Annotated in this window: 7 protein-coding genes and 1 pseudogene; 4 read left to right on the top strand and 4 right to left on the bottom strand. The window is 74.7% G+C overall.

Going from position 1 to position 7,833, the window contains the following annotated elements:
- Positions 1 to 335: 335 nt before the first annotated feature.
- Positions 336 to 1,370, top strand: coding sequence for a hypothetical protein (locus ACZ4UX_RS33720; RefSeq protein ID WP_465709422.1), 1,035 nt, complete (start codon positions 336 to 338; stop codon positions 1,368 to 1,370).
- 252 nt (positions 1,371 to 1,622) lie between these two features.
- Here the strand turns inward: ACZ4UX_RS33720 and ACZ4UX_RS33725 are convergent, their stop codons facing one another.
- Positions 1,623 to 1,988: a darcynin family protein gene (locus tag ACZ4UX_RS33725; protein ID WP_465709423.1), complete on the bottom strand. Its 366-nt coding sequence runs from the start codon at positions 1,986 to 1,988 to the stop codon at positions 1,623 to 1,625.
- A 94-nt stretch (positions 1,989 to 2,082) separates the two neighbouring features.
- Entirely contained in the window at positions 2,083 to 2,976 is an 894-nt protein-coding gene (locus ACZ4UX_RS33730) for an NAD(P)H-binding protein (RefSeq protein WP_465709424.1), read from the bottom strand.
- A 102-nt stretch (positions 2,977 to 3,078) separates the two neighbouring features.
- Here ACZ4UX_RS33730 and ACZ4UX_RS33735 point away from each other — a divergent pair.
- Together ACZ4UX_RS33735 and ACZ4UX_RS33740 are read left to right on the top strand one after the other, a co-directional pair.
- Positions 3,079 to 4,023: pseudogene (locus tag ACZ4UX_RS33735) on the top strand (LysR family transcriptional regulator); the annotation flags it as partial.
- 679 nt (positions 4,024 to 4,702) lie between these two features.
- Positions 4,703 to 5,167 (top strand): phage tail protein, encoded by a 465-nt coding sequence (locus tag ACZ4UX_RS33740; RefSeq protein ID WP_329485240.1) that lies wholly within the window; start codon positions 4,703 to 4,705, stop codon positions 5,165 to 5,167.
- Between the two features lie 145 nt (positions 5,168 to 5,312).
- Here the strand turns inward: ACZ4UX_RS33740 and ACZ4UX_RS33745 are convergent, their stop codons facing one another.
- Positions 5,313 to 5,543: a hypothetical protein gene (locus ACZ4UX_RS33745; RefSeq protein WP_465709425.1), complete on the bottom strand. Its 231-nt coding sequence runs from the start codon at positions 5,541 to 5,543 to the stop codon at positions 5,313 to 5,315.
- A gap of 285 nt (positions 5,544 to 5,828) precedes the next feature.
- Positions 5,829 to 6,092 (bottom strand): hypothetical protein, encoded by a 264-nt coding sequence (locus ACZ4UX_RS33750; RefSeq protein ID WP_465709426.1) that lies wholly within the window; start codon positions 6,090 to 6,092, stop codon positions 5,829 to 5,831.
- A gap of 57 nt (positions 6,093 to 6,149) precedes the next feature.
- Between ACZ4UX_RS33750 and ACZ4UX_RS33755 the strand changes: the two genes are divergently transcribed.
- Positions 6,150 to 7,712: an AMP-binding protein gene (locus ACZ4UX_RS33755; RefSeq protein ID WP_465709427.1), complete on the top strand. Its 1,563-nt coding sequence runs from the start codon at positions 6,150 to 6,152 to the stop codon at positions 7,710 to 7,712.
- Positions 7,713 to 7,833 lie beyond the last annotated feature (121 nt).

Below are 7,833 nucleotides of genomic sequence, written 5' to 3' on the forward strand. Positions count from 1 at the left end.
CCCCCCCCCCCCCCCCCCCCCCCCCCCCCCCCCCCCCCCCCCCCCCCCCCCCCCCCCCCCCCCCCCCCCCCCCCCCCCCCCCCCCCCCCCCCGCCGCGTGTCCGGACCAGGTCCTCCCCGAAAGGGTGGTCGCCGCGGCAGGCGGCCGTGCTGGGACGGCTCCCCGGGGAGGGGAACGCCGGCCCGCCGCACCGGTGCGGCTCGGGCGTCGCCCGAATGATCGCCTGGAGTGGCAGTCGGCGTAATGCGGGCCAGGCTTGAACCGGGCAGATCCGTTTGCTTCCTTCGCCCGCCCGGCCCGGCGCCGGCCCGTTCCCCCGATCCAGGAGACCTCGATGTCCCGCCCCCTGACCATAACCCTGCCTGTCTCGGGGTCGGGTTCCGTACCCGACACCGCCGCCCCCGACCTCACCCCCGTTCCCCTGCGGGTGAACCAGCCGTCCCCCGTCCCGCTCGGCGGCGACCTCGCGGCGGCGATGATGAGCGCGGCGGCCAGCCGCCCGGTGGAGGAAGTCGCCGATCTGCTCTGCCACCTGAACCCGGCCCACACACCGACCCTGGCCCCGGTCCTCCACGGAGCGGTCGCCGCCCGCCCGGTCGAGGACTTGGTCCGCCTCCTGATCCTCCTGAGACCCCGCGACAGCACCGGCGCCGACCAGATCCTGCGCGCCGCCGTCCTCACCAGACCCACGGGCGACGTCGCCCACCTCACCGCCCTGCTCGCGGCCGAAGCCGACAGCGGCATCCAGGCGGCCCTGCACGCGGCCGCGTCGCTGCGCCCGGTGGCCGATGTCGCCCACCTCGTCCAACTGCTCCGGCCCGCCCCGGTCGCGGACCGGCCGGCCGGGCCCTCGACGAGCGGTGACGACACGGAACCCCTGGCGGCCGCCACGGAGCAGGCGCCCCCCGACGCCGCCGCTCTGCCGCCGGCGCGGGTGCTGTCGAGGGCACGGCCCCGCGAGGAGCGCCCGCCGCTCCGGTGGCCCACCGCCGCGGCCCTGGTGATGACGGGTGCGCTCCATGTGCCGCTGGTGGCCGCCCTCTGGGGCCAGAACCCGGACGTCTCGGTGGTCGCCGCCCTCAGCGCCCTGTGCCTGCTCCTCGCCGTCCCGCTCGGCGTGCGCGGCACGCCGTGGACGTGGATCGCCGGCGTCGTGCCGGCCGCGGCCGCGTTCGCCGGCTACCTGCTGTTCGACACCATGGTCCCCGTGCGGGTGGCGGTCGGCATCATCGAGTGGCAGGGCCGGTTCGGGCCGGCCGCGCTCGCCTGCGAGGCCGCCGTCCTCGTGCTGACGCTCACCCACGCGCTCACCCCCCGGCGTCGCCGTACAAGCGTCGGCGCCGGCCGCCGGGCCGTCCGTCGTACCTGACACCCGTGGCGGGCCGCGCGGGCGCGTGATCCGCTCGCCGTCGCGGCCCGGTGGCGCCGCCGCCCGGTGGGCGGCTCGTCCCGGATCGGCGCCCGGCCGCGGTGACCGCGCCCCGGCCCACACCCCTGTCGGGGGCGTGGGCCGGGGCGGGTGTGTGGGGGAGCGGCCTCAGGCCCGGGGACGCGGCCGCGCCGCCCTCCGGCCGGTGACGGTCGGTGATGGCCGGAGGGCGGCGCGGGGGTGGCCGGTCCGTCAGGTGGCGATGGTGGCGACGGGCTCCAGACCGTAGCTGCGGGCGTAGCCGTTCTCGGTGCCGACGAGAAGGTCGACGACCTCGAAGTAGCGGTCCCAGAACGGGGTTTCGCGCAGTGCGTCGATGAGCAGCTGGTAGGCGTGGTGGCTGTCGGCCTCCCACACCCAGACGTCGGTGACGCGCGCGGAGTAGAACTCCGTGTCGTAGAAGCGGGACCGGACGCCGGTGGTCCTGGCCTCGATCGCGGGCAGGACCTGGGTGGTGAAGGCCTCGACGCGTTGCGGGACGGTCAGCGCGAGCCACTCGGGGGTGGTCTTGACGAGCATGAACGCCGTGACCGGCGGTTCGGTGACTTCAGCGGACATCGGGGTGCCTCCAGAGCGGCAGGTGGTCTCGGTGCGTCGCGCCACCGGGTGCCCCGGCGGCGGACGGTGGGCCTCGGGAGAGGCCGGCGGGGCCTCAGGAGAGGACAGCGGGCTTGAGGGTCCGGGCGCACCACTGCTCGAAGCCGGTGGGCGAGACGGTGTCCGGAGTACGGACGACACCGGCGTCCAGGCCCTGGTCCTTGGCCCGCTTCATGTCGACGATGCCCCGGACGAACGCCTCGTTGAGGCCGTAGTGGACGAGGGTGGTGTACAGGTCGTCGAAGGCCTGGCGCTCGTAGCGGACCGGGCGGCCGAACTGCTCGGTCATGATGCGGGCCAGGTCGTTGGGGGACAGGTCCTGCGGCCCGAGGACGGGCACGCTGCCGCTGCCGGTCCACGAGCGGTCCAGCAGCAGACCGGCGGCGACGGCCGCGATGTCGGCGGCGGCGACCCACGGGGCCTTGCGGTCGGCGTCGACGACGTCGGTGAAGACGCCGGTCTCGCGGATCGAGTCGGCCTCCTCCAGCAGGTTCTCGAAGAAGGACGGGTTGGCCAGGGCCCGGTAGGCGACGCCGCTGTGGGCGATGAGGTCGTCCAGCGCGAGCGAGGCGGTGACCAGGCCGGCCCGGTCGGCGAGCGGGGTGCCGCGGCCGAGCGCCGAGACGCCCACCACATGGCCGACGCCGTGGTCGGCGAGCGCCCGCACGGCGGGTCCGCTGAAGCCGCTGTAGGCGTCGTAGGGGGTCAGGGAGGCGTCGGGCGGGGCGAGCCAGAAGACGGCGTCCGCGCCCCGGAAGGCCCGGTCGACGACCTCGGCGTCCCCGTGCGAGCCGACGATCACCTCCACGCGCCCGCGCGCCGCGTCCGGAAGCCGGGCGGGGTCTCGCACGACGACGCGCAGTTCCTCGCCCGCGGCGGGGGCGGACTCCAGGAGCCGGGACAGCAGCGGACGGCCGATGTTGCCGGTGGGAGCGGTAATGACGATCATGAAAACCTCGTGGTTCGTGCCGGTCGGTAGGCCCCCATCCTGCTGAGGACTCCAGTGCTGCCACAATGGGAACTTCGGCACACAATCATTGACTGAAATGGAATGATGCTGGTGAGCAGCCCGGATCCGGTCCTCGACGCCAATCTCGCCGTCGCGTTGGACGCCCTGCTGGCCGAGCACAGCGTGACCCGCGCCGCCGCCCGGCTGCACACCTCGCCCGCCGCCATGAGCCGCACGCTGGCCCGTCTGCGCCGCACGCTGCAGGATCCGCTGCTGGTCCGGGCCGGCCAGACCATGGTCCCCACCCCGCGCGCCCAGGCCCTGCGCGAGGAGGCCGCGGCCGTGGTGCAGCGCCTCGGAGCCCTGCTCAGCCCCGGGGTCGGCGTCGACCCCGCCACCCTGCGCACCACCTTCACCCTCCAGGCGGCCGACCTGGTCGGCGCGGCCCTGGCCCCCGGGCTGCTGCGCCTGGCCGAGCGGGAGGCCCCGGGAGTCTCGTTCCGGCTCCTGGCCGAGGAGTTGGAGGCCGGCCCGGCCCTTCGCGACGGCCGGATCGACCTGGAGGTCGGGTCCATCGACCACGTGGACCCCGAGACCAGGGTCGAGGAACTGGTGGGCCTGCGAATGGTCGCGGCCGTCCGGCCCGGCCATCCGCTGACCGAAGGACCCCTGACCGCGGCTCGGCTCGCCGCCGCCCCGCACGTCGCGGTCAGCCGCCGGGGCCGGTTCACCGGCCCCCTCGACACCGCCCTGGCCGAGCAGGACCTCCAGCGGCGGGTCGGCGTCGTCCTCCCCAGCCACCTGGCCGCCATGACCCTCGCCGCCCGCAGTGACGTCGTCTGCCTCGTACCGGCCGCACTCCCCGGTGCCGCGCCCTCGCCCCTCACCGACGACGCGCTCGCCCTCGGCTTGCGCCTGCTGGACATCCCGCTGGCACTGCCGCCCGTGACGATCGGCATGGCGTGGCACCCGCGCCACGCGGCCGACCGGGCCCACCACTGGCTGCGCGACGCCGTCCGCCGGACCTTGGGCCCACCCGCGAACCCCGCTGCTACCGGAGAGACCGTCGGCCGTCCGCGTACGCGTCGGCCATCGGTGGCCGGGGGGGCGTGCCACCCCGGCCACGCCCGACGCATGGCAGCCGGGCAGGGCGGGCCCAGGGCCGCCACCGGGGGGATGGCGGCGGTCCTGGGAACCGCACGGGCGTCGCGCGCTGACCCCGACCGACCCGGGGGGATGGCCCGGTCGGGAGGTGCGACGCCCTGACGCTCTTCTGACCCCGATCACGTCGGGCAAACCCCGTCGGCCGACCGAGTTCGACCCCGCCCCGTCACGGTCCGGCCGGCCTCCTGCCCCCCGCGCCGGGGGCCGTCGTCGGCGCACGGTCCGCTTCGTCGCCCGGCGGCCCGGGGCAGATCCCGGCCCGCGACTCCGGCGGCGTCGGCATCAACGGTACTCAGCCGCACGCTGGACACGCCGGTCGGTCGCTCCGGGCCCACAGCCTGCCTGACCAGTACGATCGGCGCCGGTGAAGCGGTGCGGGGCGGAGCCACGGACGGCGCCCGCCGAGGACCCGCCTCCGTCGCCGGAGCCGCGCGCGAAAACCAGTGCACGGCACGCCCGCCGGTCGAGCCGCTGCGCGCCGCTTCGGGGGCGTGACCTCGCCCTTCGCGCGGAACGCCCCAAGCCCCTGCCGTCCGCCCGTGCCCCTGGGAAGGAATCCGCCATGACCTACGCCGTGGACTTCGGCACCGTATCGACCGTCGGTCTGGAGTCGTCGCCCGTCGCGGACGCACTCGCCGGCCTGCGGGCGAACGAGGCCCGCTACTTCAAGAACAAGTACGACCACGTCTTCACCGTGGAACCCGCGGACCAGGCCGCGGAGGTCGTCGACTGGGTGCACCGGATCCTGCGGGAGGAACGCGAGATCGTCATCGCGTCCAGGCCCCTGGAGGCCACGTCCTTCCAGGTCGAGGACATCCGGATGGCCTACGTCTTCTACGAGAGCGGACTCTCGGTCAACGTGATGTACACCGTCGACGACGCCGGGAAGCGAGCGGTCGGGTTCAAGCTCTCGGACGGGATGGACGTCCCGGAGGAGCTCGCCCAGCGGTTCAAGTTCGCCCGCCAGAAGTCGAAGCTCGCCGGGACGATCCGGGGATCGTACTTCGTCATCAAGAACGAGTACTGAGCCGGCGCCCGAGCCGGAAAGGGATCTTGCGGAACCCGGCGCGGGGCCGGAGGCCTGCCGCTGTGGGCGCACCTCGTGAGCGGCGGTCGCCGGCCGGCCTGCCCGGCGGCCGCTGCCGGCGTCGCCGGGGTGGGGCCCCGGGGAGCTATGCGGACCGCGAAGCGCTGTGCCGGGGGCACGCGCAGGGCGGCCAGGTGCTCCTGGCGAGCGGCACCGGGGCCACGGGCGCGTACTCGTCCCGCCGCTCGACGGCGTCCAGCGGCCGCCCGTCGGCGTCCACCCGGTACGTGCGGATCCACATCCGCCCCGTCGTCCGGCCGGACCTCGCCGCGGGCCTCCCGCCGCGGGCCGGGCCGTCGCCGGTACTGCTGACCATGGAACCCTCCTCTGACTGCCTCGGCCTTGAGTTCAACAAGTGGACGAACAAACTGTTCGATTGGCCTCTGCCTCCTTGAAGGTACGCCAGGGCCCGCCGATTCCGAAGGATTCCGCAGCACCTTCTCTGTCGATCATTCGACTCATGAAGCAAGCCGCCGCCGAGGGTGAGGGAGCGGACACGGCAGGTGAGAGCGCGGCCCGGCCGAGTCCCGCGGCCCGTCCGCCGCGCCGGGTGCGGACGGTCGGCTGGGCCGCGACCGGGCCGCAGCCCACCCGGCGGCTGTCAGGAGGTGCGGACGAGGGTGTCGTCCACGGTAAAGGTGGTCTGGAGCGAAGGGTCCTCGGTACCGGTGAACGTGACCGTCACGGTCCGGCCGGCGAACGCGGACAGGTCGTAGCCGCGCAGGGTGTAGCCGGGAGCGGCGTCGAGGTTGCTGAAGGCGGCCGGCGTGGCGCCGTCGGCCGACACCGTCAGCCAGTCGTACGCGGTCGCCCCGGACTCGGCGGTGCCGACGTGCAGGTAGAAGCCGAGGGTGGTACTCGGCATGTGCGGGCCGTCCCCGAATCGGCATCGCGGCAGCCGGGTTGGGGTTAGCCTGTCGATATGGTTGCAAACTACAAAGAAGAAGTGGCCATGTACGACGCGGAGTTCGTCAGCGCCCCCGCGCTGATCCTCCGGTCCCTCGCCCGCGACCCCGATCGGCCGGCCGTCACCACCGCCGACGGTGCCACGATCACCGCGGGCGAACTGGTCGACGCCACCTACCGCCTGGCCCAGGAACTCCTCGCCCGGGGCGTCACCCGGGGCTCGACCGTCTCGCTGCTCACCGGCAACACACCCGAGGCGCTCAGCGCCCGTTACGCCGCCGGACTCGCCGGCGCCCGGCTGGTCAACCTGTACGACGGCATGAGCGCCCCGGTGCTCGCCGAGATCGTCACGAGCGTCGACACCGCCGTCCTCCTCGTGGATGCCGAACGGTACGCGACCGCACCCGAGTTGCTCGCCCTGGCCGACGTACCGACCGTGCTGACCCTGGGCCCCGGCCCGGGGTCGATCGGCGAGGACGTGATCGCCGCCGCCGCCCGCCGGCCCGCCGAGCCCCCGGCCGTGCGGGTCGGCCCGGACGACGACCTGGGCATCCGGCACACCGGTGGTACCACGGGCATCCCGAAGGGCATCCTCAGCCTGCACGGCCCCTACCGCAGGGTCTTCGACGTCCCGTTCGGCCCGCAGGGTGACAAGCGCCGCCTCCTCGCGGCCACCTCGCTGGCCCATCTCGCGGGCGTGCTGGCCGATCTGACGCTGTACCACGGCGGCTCGGTGTTCCTGCAGCGCTCCTTCGACCCCGGGGAGGTGCTGGCCGCCGTCGAGCGCGAACGCATCACCGATCTGTGGGTCCTGCCACCGCTGCTCTACCGGCTGCTGGACCACCCGGCGATCACCGGCACCGACCTGTCCAGCCTGGAGCGGATCCTGTACGGCGGCTGCGTCGCCTCACCGACCCGGGTCCGCGAGGCGATCAAGGTGTTCGGGCCGATCCTGGCGAGCGGCTACGGGATGTCGGAGGCGCAGAACATCGCCGCCCTCGGCCCGCACGAGCACGACCGGGTCGGGCACGGCGGCCGGCTCTCCGTCGGCCGCCCCCTCCCGGGCGTCGAGGTGGCGATCCGCTCCGGCGACGGCACCGAGCTGCCGGCCGGTGAGCTGGGCGAGATCCACGTCCGCTCGCGCACCCTCATGGCGGGGTACTGGAAGCGGCCCGACCTCACCGCCGAGGTGCTGCGCGAGGGCTGGCTGAACACCGGCGACATCGGCCACCTCGACCAGGACGGCTTCCTCTACCTGGCCGACCGCCTCACCGACAAGATCATCGTGGTCGGCGGGCACGTCTACCCCTCCGAGCTGGAGGACCTGCTCCTCACCCACCCGGCCGTCGCCGAGTGCGTCGTCCTCGGCCTGCGCGACGCCCAGCAGGCCGAACACGTCCACGCCGTGGTCGTCCCCGCCCCGGGACACCACCCGGAGCTGGACGAGATCCGGGCCTTCGTCACCGCCCGCCAGGGCCGCATCTACGCCCCGGAGGCCCTGCACCTGGTGTCCGAGATCCCGCTCACCCCCGTGGGCAAGCCGGACAGGAAGCGCCTGCGCGACACCATCCCGGGCTGACCGGGCCCGGGGGGGGGGGGGGGGGGGGCGGGGGGGGGGGGGGGGACGCCCCGGCGGGTGGTATTGCCTTTGCTCCGTCGCGGCGAACAAGGGGGAGGAGGGGGGGGGGGGAAGGGGGTGG

The sequence above is a fragment of the Kitasatospora sp. NPDC028961 genome, from assembly GCF_055564815.1.